We start from the raw sequence: 14,339 nt of genomic DNA on the forward strand, positions 1-14,339 counted from the left end.
AATGGCCCGCAAAAACTTCAGCCAGGTCCTCGCCTTTATCAACGTCGTGCGCGAAGGTAGCTTTACCCGGGCGGCTGCCTTGCTTGGCGTAACCCCTTCCGCATTAAGCCATGCCATCAGTGGACTCGAAGCTCAGGTGGGCGTCCAATTGCTGACCCGCACCACCCGGAGTATTTCCACTACCGAAGCCGGGGAGCGGCTATTCCTTAACGTTTCGACTCGTCTTGAGGAGATCGATGCTGAACTGGGCGTCGTGGATGCGCTGCGTGACAAGCCCGCAGGAACGGTTCGTATTACATCGGCTGAGCATGCTGCAAACAGTGTGCTGTGGCCAAAACTATCCAAAGTCCTCGGCGAGTATCCCGATATCAATGTCGAGATCACTATTGATTACACCATGGCGGACATCGTGTCCCAGCGCTACGACGCCGGTGTTCGCCTGGGCAATCAGGTGGCTAAGGATATGATCGCCGTGCGTATCGGTCCCGATATGCGCATCGCTGTCGTCGGCTCACCTGCCTATTTAGCAAAGCGGCCTCTGCCCGGGACGCCAAGTGATTTGGCTCAGCACAATTGCATCAATCTTCGGCTTCCAACCCATGGCGGCTTATTGCCGTGGGATTTTGATAAGGATGGACAGCAGGTCAAGCTCCGTGTGTCGGGACAATGGGTATTTAACAACAGTTCGTCCATCGTCAGGGCGGCACTGGCTGGACACGGCCTGGCCTTTGTCCCCGAAGATATGGTGCTTGAGCACATCGCCGAGGGAAGGTTGATTCGTATGCTTAATGATTGGTGCGATCCCTATCCCGGCTATCATCTCTACTATCCGAACCGGCGGCAATTTTCTCCTGCCTTATCCGTCATCGTCGATGCGCTGCGCTACCCGGAGTGATGACGCTTGTGATGCCGATATTGAATACTGGGAAAGCACCGGGCTGGCGCATTAACGGGAATCTACCGGCCCGCGTTCACTTTATCACTCGGGGATTGTGTTCATTTTAAGTCATGCTTTTTTTTATTTAGCTGGAGTAATTCATTGGCCCGAATCAAGGATTTCGACATGTCTTCGATCGACATTCTTTCATTCATGGCCATCTCGCGAATGATCGCGTAGGCTTCAAGTTCATCAACGCCCCGGATGGTGGAAATAATCACCTTTGCCTGACTGATGACATCGGCAATACGTAATTTGGTGGAAAGTTTTTCCATGCGACGGTTTAAGTCCTTCCAGTCGTAATGATTTTTAAATGCCATCACCAGGCTGGAAAGTACCCCGATTGGACGGATGGGACTGCTCATCAATGTCTTAGCCCCTACATGCAGCGCGGCGTCGATAACGGTGGGATTTTCATAATTGATAATGGCAATGACCGGGATATCCGTATGCTGCATCAGGTATTCATCAGCGAGGTATTCCATGCGCACGGCCCAGAATATCGCGTCGATATCGTCGGGCACCTCTTTTACTGGCGGCCATATTGTCAGGCTTTGGCAGCCAATACGGTGCAGTTGCTGCGTGAGAATTTTGAGGTCATCATCATCAGGATGAAATATAACGACTTTACAGCTCCTGATACGTCTGAAAAAACGCAGGCTGGCGCTTTTGTTTTTTGCCCGGTTGAAAATTTTATGCGTTATCATTATCAACCCCAGGCGGAGAATAGTTAACAAAGTAGGGATCTGCATCCACCCCTTGAGTGACTTCTTTGATAATGGAAAATTGCCCCTGTTTATTCACTTTGCCAATTTTAGGATACAATAATGTGTGATTATTGTGCGGATTGATTTTCACCCTTCCTTGCGGGGCGTCATATTCGCTGTTCAGCAGATACGGAAACAGCTGGCTTATGTCATCGGTATCGGATTTTGCCATTGCATTAGCGAAAAGATGCACCTGAAAATAGGCGGCCTCCCAACACATATTCGGCTCAACGGTATAAAACGGGCTAGATTTAAATCGGCTGAGAACGTCTTTATTGCGTTTAGAATCAATTGATTGAAAATAGGGCGCTGAAGTGATATGTCCTGCTGACACCCCCGTGCGCATTTCTGAAATTTCCGCTTCGCTGGTGGTCAGGCTGGCTATTGGAATTTTATCTGGATGAAGTCCTGCATCATGGCAGGCTAAATAAAATTCTTGGGTACTTCTACCAACCACTGTGGAAAATATAAAATCGGGGTGGGTTAATTTAATGTCCTGTACAATAGAGTGAAAATCTTCCCGGCCGGCATTCAGATCCACATAACGCTCGCTCACCACCGCCCCTCCCGGAAAGTTGGTCATGAAATCGCTCATGATGCGATTTGACTCATAAGGGTAAATATAATTACTGCCAACCATATAAACACGGGTACCATAATTGCTTGCCATATAATCAGCCAAAAAAAAGCTATTTTGATTGGGTGACGCACCGGTGTAGATGATATTGTTTGAAAATTCAAAACCTTCATAAGGTGTTGGGTAAAAGAGTAATTTTTGCCATTTTTCTATAATAGGCATCACGGCTTTTCGCGTGCTGGACATATAACAGCCGAAAACCACGTTGACCAGATCTTCTTTTATCAGTTTTTCCGCATAAACAGCGAAACGGTAAGGCGAACTGGCGGGATCGTAGTAAATAGGAATAATTTCCCTGCCATTGATTCCTCCATTATTGTTGATTTCTTCAATGGCAAAAAATGTTCCCTCCATTTGCGATCTTTCGATTTTTGAGGTGAATCCCGTCGAGGAGAATAAGACGCCAACCCTGACGGCATCACTATGCTTGTTTAATATCATTGGTTAATTTCCTTTTCCAGTTTTCGCCAGGATTTTTGTTGAATATGATATTTGGATTATATGTCATCCGCGATATCCAGTAGTTAAAAGCAGAATAAAAATAAAGCAACCGGATTGAAAATCATATTTACTTATACGATGTGATAATTGAATTACGTCGCTGGTAACGATTTACTTAGTCGGATGTGTCATAAGATGTTTTCTATCCAGCATATTAACCATGTACTAATATGTATGGCGATATTAAAATCTTTCAATAAATGCGCTGATGTATAAGAAAAACATCTTCAAGGGAATGATTTATGTAACCATCTTAATCCTAAGGAAAATTTGTAAAAAGATAAATTCGATATGCCTAATATCAATAGGTTAAAAAAAAATAATCTCATGTTGCCGGGGTGTTGACTTTAGGCACCCTGATGTTTAAGGTTTAACCATGTTATCGCCCAGATGGCCGATATCACTCCAGGCAAGAGAGCCTCTAAAAATGCGTTCAACCACGCATTTTTGGGGCTCTTTTTTTTTGCCTTGATGAGCTATAAAGCCCGCCGGCTTGCCGCCAGCCAGAATGTTGACTCTCTGGTTCGCGAAGACGGGCCAATGTATCGCCGGGCTGAAATGTTAAACACAGACGAGGTAGGATGTATGCCATCAGCGATTGGGATAGATTTACTACGCGGCAGGCCGGTTCCGGCCATCGGCAGTACCGATGCCAAACTGCGCCAGCGCAAACTTGACGCCTTAACCCGAGGTATACACCGTATCAGCGATGACGAGGCGGTGCCTTACAATGTTCATCTGGTATGTATCGGCATGGCGGCCAATGCTTTCTTGCGTCAATTTGTCAGCCAAATGCCCGACACTCTGCTGGATCATGAACGGTCACGGCTGAGCATCCTTTCGGTGGATATGGCCGGAGAGGCAGACGCTGGTCTCCCAGTATTGCCCGCGGCCCTGGACGGTAATAAATACTTTTATGAATCATTGGCAATCGAGCAAGGTAAACCCGATGCGCTTGGCGATTTTTTCAGCCAGCACGCCGCGCACCTCCAACTGGAATATCCCTTGATACCTAATCCGGATACCTTTGCTCCCTGGCTAACGGAATCGGAGCGGAACGCGCCGGACCGGGATAGCCTCAGCCGGGCCTATGTCAAGGCCATGTATAGCCTGGCCTATTATCACGGTGAACGGCCCGCCTGGCATGCCCTGAAAAGATTCGCCCAAAGCGTCGGCCAAACAGAAACCGAATCCGTGGTCTGCATTGTGTTTTCCCTGGCTGATGCGGTCGGAAGCGCTATTGCGATGGATCTCAGCCGGCATTTATCCACCGTGCGGTTCGGTCGCCGGATCCTGGTTACTGGCATAGGTCTGGCACCGGCTTCGGCGGCGAATGACACTATCGCGCCGGCGAATGTCTATACCACGTTAAATGAATTGGAATGTCTGTGTAATGATCAATTGAATCAGCGTATTACGCCATCGTGCGGTGATTTGTTCAAAAATCCCTTTACCGCAGGTTTCCTGATGGTGCCGGACCTGGAGCCGACCCCATCAGAACAAGGGAAGTTGTATCAGGCGTTATCTTCATTGCTGCAGGATCGCGCCGGAGCAGGGTTGTGGGAAATACTACGCCAGCTTAACTGGCTGGCGGCGCCATTGACGCAACATTCAGCCGCGCGTACCCCGTGGGGCAATCGCTGGCTGCACGTGTTGGTCATGATGGCGGTAAAAGAGCCATCGGCATTTGCCGCGTTGAAAAACCAGCTAGGCATTTCCGACGGCTATGAGCCGGCTTTTGTCGAAGTGGTTTGCGCGCGTTTGAGTAAAAAAACGGCCGAACAACTGACCCGCGCGATCCACCAGTCTTTCGGGCAGAACATCATGGTGAATCATTACGCCGCCGGCTCCGCTCAAGAGATGCGTTTTATCCTGCCGTCCCTGGCGAAAAGCGATCTGCGGCTGTTCGCGCAGGCGAAAACGCGTTATGACGCAAGTAGCCAAAATGAAAAAAGGCTATCCCATGCCTTATTACTCGAACAGGGTTTGCTGCTTTGCGAGCCTTCCGACGCGCAGACAGGCGTGGCCGGCCGCAATATCATAACCGGCAAACGATGGATAAATCTGCCATACCCGGCTATTCGGGGAGAAATATAAAGGAGTCCACCATGCCGCTTAACTGGAACGAAGTGATCATAAAATACGGTGACGGCTACCAGGTCCCCACGGTAGTGGGCGATAAATTTCTGCATATTGAGAAAGTCGATAATGAGGCTATTACCATCTCATCACCTATTTGGCGAACACAATTGCACAGGGAAAACCTGGAAAAAGGCGTCAGGTTAATAGAGGAAGGCATAATATCCTCCGACCCGGGATTATTTGTCGAAGACTATATCTTATATGTCGCCAATGAGCGGGCAACCTCCGTTGCGCATATCTTAAGAGATCTCGGATTTTTGGATAAAATCGAAACTTTCAGTGTTCGCTGTTGAATTCAGTGTGATTAAGTTGTGGCTTTGTACCGCATATCCAACCGAATATGCGCAATGTTAATCATGTACTCCAGGAGAATATAAAATGACAGCTTCTTTATATAACAGCGCTACCGGTGTCCAGGCTCCGCACTGCTTGCATGCCATCGGTATTGGCAGGACCGGCATTGCGTATGTGGAAGCTTTGCTGCGCACCGGTGAAGTCGAGGACTTATTGGAGGATCCGCGTGCCCGCTTTGCCGCCATGGTGGTTGATATCGGCGATCAGGATATGCAAATCGCCAAGGATTATGCCGGCGCCTTGGTAAAACGTCTTGAGGAGCGCGGCATTCCCGCTTCGCGTTTCAAATTCCAGGCTATTGTTCTGGATATGAAAGATACGGACAGCTACTTTTCAGGGATGAACCGCACGCGTGAATATCTGAAACTGGAATATCCCCGTTATTATTGGAATCCCAATTACGAGTCCTATGTGCCCCATGATACTAAATTCCCCAAGGCGGGAGAGCATTTCCCACGCTCCATTGCCAAGGGTTTATACGCCAATGCCTATTATGACGGCAACCGCCCGATGCATAACGCGTTGGAGCAATTCGTCAGCCATATTGAAGAGGCAACCTTACCCTCTATGATTACGGTGTCCTTCAGCCTGGCGGGGGGAACCGGCAGCGGGATCGTGATGGATTTGGCGCGCCACCTGGCGACGGTAAAACTGGGGCGCCGCATGCCTGTGATAGGCGTCGGCCAGTTGCCCCATAGCGGCGATCCGGATATCTACAAAGAAAGTCCAGGGCTTTACACCACGCTTAATGAGCTCGATTGCATGCTTGATGACGATAAAAATGCTGGCGTGACCACAGTTTGGGGCGATCTGTACCGTAGCCCCTTTACCGGCGGGTTCTTTGTCGTAAATCCAGAGCAAAGCTGGCAACGGCTGTCATCCTATACCGATACCGGCAATCAAAAAGTACGCCATGAATTTAAACAACTGGTGACTAATCGCTTCGTCGCCGATTCTTTTATGCGGTTCGCCGTGCTTGACAAGAGCCGGGTATTATTTCGTTCTTTACGTCCGACCGGCTTCACCGGCGCACCGCACGAAACCATCAGTTCCAAATCCCGCAACTGGACGCTGTTCAACGTTGCCAAGCTGACCCATCCCGGGGTACAGGTGCTCCCAGGACAAAGCGGCGATGTCTGGGATGAAACCCTGGCGCAGTGGACTAAGTTTATTGCGACTTTCGACGGTTTGACCGACAGTTTCGAAACCGATTTTGCCGAACTGCATATCCATTGCTCTCGCGAAATGAACCTGGAAAAACTGACGCACAATGTTAAGGAAGCCATTACCGGCAGCTATCTGATGGAAACCGGCTCGTCGCTGCAAGTCTATCATTACGAATTTTTTGATGCCCTGACGTCTTACTGCAACGTGATTTTACCCGGGGTGGCAAAAACCGATTTGGCCGCGTTCTGGAATAGCCAGAAGAATTACGATGCGCTCAACTGGAAAGCGAAGCTGGCTGAACATGCCTGGCTTATCGATCTCGGACCGATGATTTCCGAACCCGCCATTCGTTTTAAAGGCATGGCCGGTGAATGTATCTGGGGATGCGCCTGCTGGGTGGTGGTGCCTTACGATCAACTGCGCGGTGATGTATTGCCGCCGGCCAACCGTAAAGTGATTCGCGAGGAGGCGATTCGAAAAATGACGGAAACGGTGGTTGCCACACCGCAGTAATCACCCACCCTCCCAGGCTCGATTATTTCATCTTTAGGGTAGCTGACATAAAGGTCAACTGCTACAGGGGCTATTATGATTAACAAACGGCATATCGCCATCACAGTGATTACCGGCTATTTAGGTTCCGGAAAAACGACTTTATTAAATCATATGCTTTTGCAAAATGAAGGCGCCAAAATCGCGGTTATTGTCAATGAATTCGGTGAAATGAGCATTGACGCAAAACTGTTAGTCACACACAGCGATGAGCAGCTGATTGAATTTAATAACGGCTGTTTATGCTGCACGGTGCGCGGTGATCTTATAGAAACGATTGATCAGCTGATGCAGCGCTCGGATGATATTGAATATATATTTATTGAAACAACCGGCCTTGCCGACCCGGCGCCGGTGGCGTCCACTTTTTTTGTTTCCGATGAGATAAGCCGCCGCGCCCAGTTGGACGCGTTTATCTCGGTGGTGGATGCGGTTAATATTGATAAAAATCTTGCAGGTAGCCTGGAGGCAAAAGAGCAAATTGCTTTTGCCGATATTATCATCCTGAACAAAGCCGATCTGGTTACGCCCGAAAGGCTCCATCAGGTCAAACAACGGATACAATCTCTCAATCCCATTGCGCATATCCACGTCAGTGAATATGGCCGCGTGGATATCACCGAACTCATGAATACCCATGGCTTTAGTTTGACGGAAAAATTGAAAATTGAGCCTGATTTATTAACCGATCATACCCATGAGCATGACCCATCCATTTCTACCCTGGTGCTGCGGGAACGCTCGCCGCTGGATATTAACCGTTTCATGGCATGGATGACCGCACTGCTCGCTGTGGATGGCGATAAAATGATTCGGACGAAAGGTCTGCTAAATGCCAAGGGTTTTACGGAACCGGTGGTATTTCAGAGCGTGCGCATGCTCACCACGCTAAATCATCTCGATGAATGGATGGGGGATGCCGTACATGAAAGCGAGTTGGTGGTAATTGGTAAAGATCTTGATCCCGAGATGCTGAAAGCTGAATTTTCCCATTGCGTTTTTACCCCCCGGAACGGAGTGATTATATTATGACTGAATTAAACCTACAGCTATCAAGTTTACTGATCATGTTTGCCCTAGGATTGAGGCATGGCCTCGATCCCGATCATATCGCCTGTATCGACGGCCTGACCTGGCATGCTATCAGGCATAAGCATGGTCATGCCAAGTGGGTGGGGACATTGTTTGCCATCGGCCACGGCGGCCTGGTGACAGGCATTGCCATATTCGTAAGCTATTTTACGCAAACCCTTACCTTGCCCCCCCCTGTGCGGTTTTCCCTTGATTGGCTGCCGACGTTAATGCTCTTGGCCATTGGCGTGACAAATCTGTGGACACTAATGAACAGCGCCAATTACCGCCCGGTAGGTTGGAAAATGAAATTGTTCCCGACCCGATTATTAAAACAGTCCAATCCGTTGTCTATTATTCTGGTCGGGGTCATATTCGCCGCGGTGTTCGATACGGCGACGCAGGCGGCGGCGTGGGGTTATGTTGCCAGCAATAGCAATCAAAATTGGCAGGCGATGTATGCGGCCATCATGGGATGCGTATTTACCGCCGGCATGATGATAACCGATACCATGGATGGCAGGATTGTTAACCGGCTAAGCCAGCAGACGGAGTCAATACAGACAAAAAACGTCTGGCGCAACAGCCTGGGCTACCTGATTGTATTTATGTCTTTTTTCGTGGCTGTTTATAACATTACAGTCGAGTTTAATCCTGAAATTGCTTTTAACGAGCTTGTCTTCACTATGGTCGGGGCAGGGTTTGTCATTTTAATGTTGCTATTTTTAGCCTTTCATTATTTCCGTAATAAAAAATATAGCCATAAAAAATCCATGGATACGCTGGCCTAGATTATTGCCAGTGGAGTAAATGGCGATAAGTGTGTTATGCGTCACGCACCCTTATAAAGCAGGCCTGGGGTTATTCTTGTAATTGTTAAATTTCACATCGCAATGATGTGCCGATACCCTTTTTCTTAAAAACATGTAAGGAGTTAATATGCGTCATGGTGATATTTCCAGTAGCCCGACCAGTGTCGGGGTCGCGGTTGTAAACTATAAAATCCCGCGTTTGCATACCCGGCAGGAAGTTATGGAGAATGCGCGAAAAATAGCGGAAGTGGTTAAAGGTGTTAAATCAGGCCTGCCGGGGATGGACTTAATTATTTTCCCTGAGTATAGCACCATGGGCATTATGTACGATCCGGACGAAATGATGACCACGGCGTCGACCATTCCTGGTGATGAAACGGCGGTTTTTTCGGCTGCATGCCGTGAAGCTAATGTGTGGGGCGTGTTTTCCATTACCGGCGAACGGCATGAGGAACATCCGGCCAAAGTCCCGTATAACACCCTGATCCTGATTGACAATCAAGGCGATATTATTCAAAAATATCGCAAAATCCTGCCGTGGGTCCCGGTGGAGGGGTGGTATCCTGGCGATACCACTCATGTGGTCGCGGGACCGAAAGGGATCAATATTAGTCTTATCATCTGTGATGATGGTAATTACCCGGAAATATGGCGCGATTGCGCCATGAAGGGCGCCGAGTTGATTGTCAGGTGCCAGGGGTATATGTATCCGGCGAAAGACCAGCAGGTGCTTATTTCCAAAGCCATGGCCTGGGCCAATAACTGCTATGTCGCGGTGGCGAACTGCACCGGCTTTGATGGCGTTTATACCTATTTCGGCCATTCCGCCATTATCGGGTTTGACGGCCATACGCTGGGTGAATGCGGGGAAGAGGAGATGGGTATTCAGTATGCCCAGTTGTCGATACCTGAAATTCGCGATGCGCGTAAATACGATCAGTCACAGAACCATCTTTTTAAATTGCTCCATCGAGGCTATACCGGCGTCTATCATTCGGGCGATGGTGAAAAGGGCATTGCCGAATGTCCGTTTGATTTCTACCGGACCTGGGTGCTGGATGCGAAAAAAGCGCAGGAAAACGTGGAGCGCATCACCCGCGGCACCATCGGCGTGGCGCAATGTCCTTATGGCGATTTGCCGCATGATGCCGTCGGCAGCGAAAGCTGAGCCGCCATTGCTCTATCCCGTTGAAGATCAACCCGCAACCCGCTTAAGGAACCTTAAGCGGGTTGTTTATGCGTTTTAATCTCACTTTATTACACCGCAATATTCTTATTTCAAGCTGCAATTTTCATACGCAGATATCATACGCTGACGCCCGCCAGGCTTTGGAAGAGCGGTCGCGTTGGCCGGACGGTGTGTTCCTGCACAAGCTTGGCCGCCCTGTATCACGGCATCGCGCCCGGGTGTTGAATGCGCCCGAAAAGGTGATTGGTCCGGGACTGAGGGACCCTATTGTCGCCTCAAGCGGTGTTAATGCGTGGTGGCGCCATCTGTACAGGGTTATTGGTGAATAAGATTCATTGGTGCAATCTGAAATTCACCTCTAATCGTGAATTGCAATCCTTGATAACCTTATAAAGGTTAATTATTTAATATCTCATTAATTCGCTTTTAGAGCCTAATCTCTATAATTCGTAACGCAAAACAGGCGATTCCGGAGAAAAGTATGACGATGAATGTACGTGGTTACGCCGCACTGGCCGTGAAAGAAGATTTGGTGCCGCACAATTTTGTGCGCCGCGATCCCCGGGCTAATGATGTGGTGATTGAAATTTTGTACAGTGGCGTGTGCCATTCAGATATTCATAATGCTTACAATGATTGGGGCAATGCGACCTTCCCAATGGTGCCCGGGCATGAAATCATTGGCCGCGTCACCCGGGTGGGGGCGGAAGTTACGCGTTTTAAAGCCGGTGATCATGTTGGCGTCGGTTGCATGGTGGATTCCTGCCAGCACTGCGATCCTTGTAAGCAGGGGCTTGAGCAGTATTGCGAAGAAGGCAATACGCTGACCTACAACGATATCGATCGTCACGATAAAATGCCGACCTATGGCGGCTACTCCGAAACCATCGTGGTATCGGATAAGTTCGTGGTCAAAGTGCCGGATGGCCTGGATCTGAAGGGCGCGGCGCCGCTATTGTGCGCCGGTATCACTACCTGGTCGCCATTGCGCCACTGGAAAGTAGGCAAAGGGACCAAAGTGGCGGTGGTCGGCCTTGGCGGCTTGGGCCATATGGGGCTGAAATTCGCCAAAGCGTTAGGCGCCGAGGTCACACTCTTTAGCCGTTCTCCCGGTAAAGAGCAGGATGCGCGCCGGCTTGGTGCCGATCACATAGTGATCTCCACCGATGACGACCAAATGGCGGCAGTAAAAGGAGAATTTGACCTTATCGTCGATACGGTGCCTTATGTTCACGATCTTAAGCCTTATGTCACGACGCTCGCCCTTAACGGTACCTTGGTGCTGGTGGGCTATTTGGGCGAACTGGACCCGGTGCTGAACTCCGCACCGCTGGTCCTGGGACGTAAATCAGTCGCCGGTTCGGTGATTGGCGGCATTGCAGAAACCCAGGAAATGCTGGATTTTTGTGGTGAGCACGGCATCACTGCTGATGTTGAAATGATTAATATCCAGGATATCAATGATGCCTGGAAACGCATGCTGAAAAGTGATGTGAAATATCGCTTTGTTATAGATATTTCTTCTTTAACTGTATGATTAAAAATAAGAAAAGGCGACAGTACGTCGCCTTTTTCAAATAATCTTTTCAACTGATGATTAGTATTTATCGACTGCTAGAATTTTCACTCCTAATTATCTCCTGTTTTGCACAAAAAATCACCGTGACTCAACCTGTATTGTAATGATAAAAGTAGCTAATTACCTAAAATCCATACAGTATCAAGCCGGTAGAGAGGCCATGTCTATCACAAAACGATAGTGTACGTCCGCCTGTTCCATCCGCGTAAAAGCCTCGTTTATCTGATCCATACGGATCATCTCGCAGTCGGGCAGGATGTTTTTCTTTGCGCAGAAGTCGAGCATTTCCTGGGTTTCGCGAATGCCCCCGATGGGCGAGCCGGCGATCCGGCGACGGCCCAGGATCAGAGGCACGGTGCTCGGTTCGGCAAGGGGACCGACCTGGCCCACCAGTACTAATGTGCCGTCGATATCCAGCAGCGGCATATAAGGATTGAGATCGTGCTTGACCGGCACGGTGTCGATAATCAAATCGAACCCGGAGGCGGCTTTCGCCATGGCCTCCTCATCCGTGGAAATCAGCAGGCAGTCGGCGCCCAGGGCAAGGGCATCGGCTTCCTTGTTGGCGGTGCGGCTCAGGACAGTCACGTCCGCGCCCAGGCCAACCGCCAGCTTGACCGCCATATGGCCCAACCCGCCAAGGCCAATCACGCCGACCCGGCTGCCCGGACCGACGTTCCAGGTGCGCAGCGGTGAATAGGTGGTGATGCCGGCGCACAGTAGCGGTGCGGTCCGTGAAAGATCCAGCCCGTCCGGCACGCGCAGCACAAACTCTTCGCGCACCACTAAATGCTTGGAGTAACCGCCTTGTGTCGGTTCATGGGTAATGCGGTCCAGACCACAGTAGGTGCCGGTATTGCCTTCCCGGCACAGCTGCTCCTCTCCGTTATGGCACTGGTCACATTCCATACAACTGTCCACCATGCAGCCTACGGCCACCGCATCACCCACCTTATAGCGGGTGACGTCGGGGCCGACGTCGGTGACGCGGCCGACAATTTCATGACCGGGGACAATAGGGTAGGTTGTCCAGCCCCAGTCGTTATGCGCCGTATGCAGATCCGAATGGCAGACTCCACAAAAGAGTATCTCCATGGCGACATCGTTAGGGCGCAGCGCGCGCCGTTCGAATACAAACGGCGCCAATGGGGTAGTGGTACTGAAGGCGGCATAGCCGGTGGTTTTCATCTGTTGACTCCCTTGTTCTGGATAATGATAATTCAGGAACAGAACTCTTGAAGGTCCTGAATTGTCTGCTATTTATTAAAGCAGTCGTATCCGGCATTGTGAATATATCGCGTTGTGCTGTAAAAAGAGTAATACTTTGGCGGCTAAACAATAGGCGTATTCATGGATGATTCTTGCCTTATCCTCTTGGTTGATACCCGCAAGCCACTGCCAGAATATTAACAATGCCATTATCGCCGCCCTGACTGGGGAAATAAGTAAGCCGCGGCGGCGGAGATCTCAACTGGGAAAATCGGTGGTGACACTGATTTTTTCCCAGGCATTCACTTCTGTTAGCTGGGTTTCCAATTGGGAGCGGACATACTTAACGGCATCGCTGCCCAATAGCAGCCTGAAGGGCGCGTCAGCCGCCTCGACGGCCTTGATGATTACCTGGGCACCGCGCGCGCAATCGCCGGGCTGCTTACCATGGCTATTATCCTTTTCTTTCCGGCGCAGTCCGGCGGTATTGGCGTAATCAGCGATAACAGTCTTTGATTGCTGCAATGAACGGCCGGCAAAATCTGTACGAAACGCACCGGGTTCCACCACCAGCACCTTGATACCAAGCGGACTGATCTCTTTTCGCAGCGCGTCCGACATACCCTCTAGTGCGAATTTGGTCGCCGCGTAATATCCGGACCCTGGCTCGGCGCCGCGACCGGCGATGGATGAAACGTTGACGATGGCGCCGCTGCGCCGGGACCGCATGCCGGGCAGTATCGCCTTGATCATCTTTATTGGGCCAAAAAAATTGGTGGCGAACAGTTCGTCGACATCTGCCTCGTCGCCTTCCTCCACCGCAGCGCGGTAGCCGTGGCCGGCGTTGTTCACCAGCACGTCCACCCCGCCGAAGCGAGCTTCAGCCTGGCGCACCACCTCGGCGATCTGGGTGCTGTCGGTCACATCCAGCGCCACGGCCAGCGCGGTGTCGGGATAGGATGTGACAATATCCTGAACCTTTACCGGATCCCGCGCGGTAACCACCGCGTTCCATCCACGCTCAAGAACCGCCTGAGCGAGATAGCGACCAAGTCCGGTGGAACAACCGGTAATTAACCATGTTGGCATAGAGAAAGTACCTCAGAAAATTGTGTTATCGTTCGGGACGGAAGCGTTTTCTTTCGCATAAGCTACAGTTTTTAACAATGATGAAGCATCCGATAAGCAGATTCTTGAGTGATAGCTGATAAATATTCCTCATCAGTACTGAAAGGGGGAATATCATTTTTACTCACACGAACCTGATCAAAATCCATTCATTTCCGCAAAAGAATAATCAATTGCTTATATAAGGGACTATAGAAGAAATAGTGATGAAAAATTACTCTTATGTTTTACTTGCCGTTATGAGTGATATTCATGAGTCTTCGTGCTGGGATTACTTTACTTTCCGAGAGCCAG

The 14,339-nt window shown here is 49.9% G+C and carries 13 protein-coding genes; 9 read left to right on the forward strand and 4 right to left on the reverse strand.

Going from position 1 to position 14,339, the window contains the following annotated elements; translation table 11 throughout:
* The first annotated feature begins 1 nt into the window (after window position 1).
* Entirely contained in the window at window positions 2–895 is an 894-nt protein-coding gene (locus ACL2XF_RS04920; protein ID WP_413728142.1) for a LysR family transcriptional regulator, read from the forward strand.
* Window positions 896–996: 101 nt separating this feature from the next.
* On the opposite strand, the gene ACL2XF_RS04925 is transcribed toward ACL2XF_RS04920, so the two are convergent.
* On the reverse strand, window positions 997–1,644 hold the full coding sequence (locus ACL2XF_RS04925; protein ID WP_413723096.1) for an ANTAR domain-containing response regulator: 648 nt from the start codon (window positions 1,642–1,644) through the stop codon (window positions 997–999).
* Window positions 1,631–2,782 carry a transporter substrate-binding domain-containing protein gene (locus ACL2XF_RS04930; RefSeq protein ID WP_413723095.1) on the reverse strand — a complete coding sequence of 384 codons (1,152 nt, stop codon included), beginning with the start codon at window positions 2,780–2,782 and terminating at the stop codon, window positions 1,631–1,633. Before ACL2XF_RS04930 ends, ACL2XF_RS04925 begins: the two co-directional genes overlap by 14 nt.
* Window positions 2,783–3,427: 645 nt before the next feature.
* Between ACL2XF_RS04930 and ACL2XF_RS04935 the strand changes: the two genes are divergently transcribed.
* From ACL2XF_RS04935 to ACL2XF_RS04970, 8 genes are all read left to right on the forward strand, one after another.
* Window positions 3,428–4,939 carry a hypothetical protein gene (locus tag ACL2XF_RS04935; RefSeq protein WP_413728143.1) on the forward strand — a complete coding sequence of 504 codons (1,512 nt, stop codon included), beginning with the start codon at window positions 3,428–3,430 and terminating at the stop codon, window positions 4,937–4,939.
* Between the two features lie 11 nt (window positions 4,940–4,950).
* Complete coding sequence (locus tag ACL2XF_RS04940) at window positions 4,951–5,277, forward strand: hypothetical protein (protein ID WP_413728144.1); 327 nt, start codon at window positions 4,951–4,953, stop codon at window positions 5,275–5,277.
* A gap of 85 nt (window positions 5,278–5,362) precedes the next feature.
* A complete protein-coding gene (locus tag ACL2XF_RS04945; RefSeq protein ID WP_413723092.1) occupies window positions 5,363–7,018 on the forward strand; it encodes a tubulin-like doman-containing protein in 1,656 nt (551 codons plus the stop codon).
* A gap of 75 nt (window positions 7,019–7,093) precedes the next feature.
* Window positions 7,094–8,089 (forward strand): CobW family GTP-binding protein, encoded by a 996-nt coding sequence (locus ACL2XF_RS04950; RefSeq protein ID WP_413723091.1) that lies wholly within the window; start codon window positions 7,094–7,096, stop codon window positions 8,087–8,089.
* Window positions 8,086–8,919, forward strand: coding sequence for a hypothetical protein (locus ACL2XF_RS04955; protein WP_413723090.1), 834 nt, complete (start codon window positions 8,086–8,088; stop codon window positions 8,917–8,919). Before ACL2XF_RS04950 ends, ACL2XF_RS04955 begins: the two co-directional genes overlap by 4 nt.
* Before the next feature lie 148 nt (window positions 8,920–9,067).
* On the forward strand, window positions 9,068–10,108 hold the full coding sequence (locus ACL2XF_RS04960) for an aliphatic amidase (protein WP_413723089.1): 1,041 nt from the start codon (window positions 9,068–9,070) through the stop codon (window positions 10,106–10,108).
* A gap of 68 nt (window positions 10,109–10,176) precedes the next feature.
* Window positions 10,177–10,458: a hypothetical protein gene (locus tag ACL2XF_RS04965; protein ID WP_413723088.1), complete on the forward strand. Its 282-nt coding sequence runs from the start codon at window positions 10,177–10,179 to the stop codon at window positions 10,456–10,458.
* 152 nt (window positions 10,459–10,610) lie between these two features.
* On the forward strand, window positions 10,611–11,666 hold the full coding sequence (locus ACL2XF_RS04970) for an NAD(P)-dependent alcohol dehydrogenase (protein WP_413728145.1): 1,056 nt from the start codon (window positions 10,611–10,613) through the stop codon (window positions 11,664–11,666).
* Window positions 11,667–11,849: 183 nt separating this feature from the next.
* Here ACL2XF_RS04970 and ACL2XF_RS04975 read toward each other — a convergent pair whose 3' ends face one another.
* Window positions 11,850–12,896 carry an NAD(P)-dependent alcohol dehydrogenase gene (locus ACL2XF_RS04975; RefSeq protein WP_413723086.1) on the reverse strand — a complete coding sequence of 349 codons (1,047 nt, stop codon included), beginning with the start codon at window positions 12,894–12,896 and terminating at the stop codon, window positions 11,850–11,852.
* A gap of 279 nt (window positions 12,897–13,175) precedes the next feature.
* Window positions 13,176–14,006 carry an oxidoreductase gene (locus ACL2XF_RS04980; protein WP_413728146.1) on the reverse strand — a complete coding sequence of 277 codons (831 nt, stop codon included), beginning with the start codon at window positions 14,004–14,006 and terminating at the stop codon, window positions 13,176–13,178.
* Window positions 14,007–14,339 lie beyond the last annotated feature (333 nt).

The sequence above is a fragment of the Sodalis sp. RH19 genome, assembly GCF_047324215.1.
GTDB lineage: Bacteria > Pseudomonadota > Gammaproteobacteria > Enterobacterales > Enterobacteriaceae > Acerihabitans.

Excerpts from the sequence above, each read along its gene's own strand:
- ACL2XF_RS04925 (WP_413723096.1), bottom strand. The coding sequence starts at position 1,644 with ATGATAACGCATAAAATTTTCAACCGGGCAAAAAACAAAAGCGCCAGC.
- ACL2XF_RS04980 (WP_413728146.1), bottom strand. The coding sequence starts at position 14,006 with ATGCCAACATGGTTAATTACCGGTTGTTCCACCGGACTTGGTCGCTAT.
- ACL2XF_RS04945 (WP_413723092.1), top strand. The coding sequence starts at position 5,363 with ATGACAGCTTCTTTATATAACAGCGCTACCGGTGTCCAGGCTCCGCAC.
- ACL2XF_RS04920 (WP_413728142.1), top strand. The coding sequence starts at position 2 with ATGGCCCGCAAAAACTTCAGCCAGGTCCTCGCCTTTATCAACGTCGTG.
- ACL2XF_RS04950 (WP_413723091.1), top strand. The coding sequence starts at position 7,094 with ATGATTAACAAACGGCATATCGCCATCACAGTGATTACCGGCTATTTA.
- ACL2XF_RS04955 (WP_413723090.1), top strand. The coding sequence starts at position 8,086 with ATGACTGAATTAAACCTACAGCTATCAAGTTTACTGATCATGTTTGCC.
- ACL2XF_RS04975 (WP_413723086.1), bottom strand. The coding sequence starts at position 12,896 with ATGAAAACCACCGGCTATGCCGCCTTCAGTACCACTACCCCATTGGCG.
- ACL2XF_RS04940 (WP_413728144.1), top strand. The coding sequence starts at position 4,951 with ATGCCGCTTAACTGGAACGAAGTGATCATAAAATACGGTGACGGCTAC.
- ACL2XF_RS04930 (WP_413723095.1), bottom strand. The coding sequence starts at position 2,782 with ATGATATTAAACAAGCATAGTGATGCCGTCAGGGTTGGCGTCTTATTC.
- ACL2XF_RS04935 (WP_413728143.1), top strand. The coding sequence starts at position 3,428 with ATGCCATCAGCGATTGGGATAGATTTACTACGCGGCAGGCCGGTTCCG.
- ACL2XF_RS04970 (WP_413728145.1), top strand. The coding sequence starts at position 10,611 with ATGACGATGAATGTACGTGGTTACGCCGCACTGGCCGTGAAAGAAGAT.
- ACL2XF_RS04965 (WP_413723088.1), top strand. The coding sequence starts at position 10,177 with ATGCGTTTTAATCTCACTTTATTACACCGCAATATTCTTATTTCAAGC.
- ACL2XF_RS04960 (WP_413723089.1), top strand. The coding sequence starts at position 9,068 with ATGCGTCATGGTGATATTTCCAGTAGCCCGACCAGTGTCGGGGTCGCG.